The sequence below is a fragment of the Streptomyces sp. NPDC020801 genome, assembly GCF_044334385.1.
Taxonomy (GTDB): Bacteria; Actinomycetota; Actinomycetes; order Streptomycetales; family Streptomycetaceae; genus Streptomyces.
The window spans coordinates 1,548-3,342 of sequence record NZ_JBIRST010000062.1 but is presented as its reverse complement, the minus strand read 5'-3'; the positions used below and the strand labels follow the sequence as shown (position 1 = coordinate 3,342).

Here is a 1,795-nt window from a genome sequence, read left to right as displayed (position 1 = left end):
CCGTCCTACACCCTTACCCCGGGACAACCACCGCCCGGGATGGACTACCTTCCTGCGTCACCCCATCACTCACCTACTAACCGCTTGGTCCGGCGGCTCCACCACTTTCCATTCCCCGAAGGGTCCGGAACGGCTTCACGGCCTTAGCATCACGATGCTCGATGTTTGACGCTCCACAGCGGGTACCGGAATATCAACCGGTTATCCATCGACTACGCCTGTCGGCCTCGCCTTAGGTCCCGACTTACCCTGGGCAGATCAGCTTGACCCAGGAACCCTTAGTCAATCGGCGCACACGTTTCTCACGTGTGAATCGCTACTCATGCCTGCATTCTCACTCGTCAACCGTCCACAACTACCTTCCGGTGCTGCTTCACCCGGCAGACGACGCTCCCCTACCCATCACAACACCCGTTGGGGCTATATGCTGCAATGACACGACTTCGGCGGTACGCTTGAGCCCCGCTACATTGTCGGCGCGGAATCACTAGACCAGTGAGCTATTACGCACTCTTTCAAGGGTGGCTGCTTCTAAGCCAACCTCCTGGTTGTCTCTGCGACTCCACATCCTTTCCCACTTAGCGTACGCTTAGGGGCCTTAGTCGATGCTCTGGGCTGTTTCCCTCTCGACCATGGAGCTTATCCCCCACAGTCTCACTGCCGCGCTCTCACTTACCGGCATTCGGAGTTTGGCTAAGGTCAGTAACCCGGTAGGGCCCATCGCCTATCCAGTGCTCTACCTCCGGCAAGAAACACACGACGCTGCACCTAAATGCATTTCGGGGAGAACCAGCTATCACGGAGTTTGATTGGCCTTTCACCCCTAACCACAGGTCATCCCCCAGGTTTTCAACCCTGGTGGGTTCGGTCCTCCACGAAGTCTTACCTCCGCTTCAACCTGCCCATGGCTAGATCACTCCGCTTCGGGTCTTGAGCGTGCTACTGAAAACGCCCTATTCGGACTCGCTTTCGCTACGGCTACCCCACCCGGGTTAACCTCGCAACACACCGCAAACTCGCAGGCTCATTCTTCAAAAGGCACGCAGTCACGAGACACCAGCAAGCTGATGTCCGACGCTCCCACGGCTTGTAGGCACACGGTTTCAGGTACTATTTCACTCCCCTCCCGGGGTACTTTTCACCATTCCCTCACGGTACTATCCGCTATCGGTCACCAGGGAATATTTAGGCTTAGCGGGTGGTCCCGCCAGATTCACACGGGATTTCTCGGGCCCCGTGCTACTTGGGTGTCTCTCAAACGAGCCGCTGACGTTTCAGCTACGGGGGTCTTACCCTCTACGCCGGACCTTTCGCATGTCCTTCGCCTACATCAACGGTTTCTGACTCGTCCTGTCGCCGGCAGACGACAGAAGAGAGATCCCACAACCCCGCATGCGCAACCCCTGCCGGGTCTCACACACATACGGTTTGGCCTCATCCAGTTTCGCTCGCCACTACTCCCGGAATCACGGTTGTTTTCTCTTCCTGCGGGTACTGAGATGTTTCACTTCCCCGCGTTCCCTCCACACTGCCTATGTGTTCAGCAGTGGGTGACAGCCCATGACGACTGCCGGGTTTCCCCATTCGGAAACCCCCGGATCAAAGCCTGGTTGACGACTCCCCGGGGACTATCGTGGCCTCCCACGTCCTTCATCGGTTCCTGGTGCCAAGGCATCCACCGTGCGCCCTTAAAAACTTGGCCACAGATGCTCGCGTCCACTGTGCAGTTCTCAAACAACGACCAACCACCCATCACCCCGGGACAACATCCCGAGTGCACTGGGGCCGGCATCAA

General features: G+C 57.7%; 1 rRNA gene (running past one end of the window). It reads right to left on the bottom strand.

The features are described 5' to 3' along the window. A 23S ribosomal RNA gene (locus ACH4UM_RS41595) occupies positions 1–1,702 on the bottom strand (it extends 1,493 nt beyond the left edge of the window). Positions 1,703–1,795: the final 93 nt, after the last annotated feature.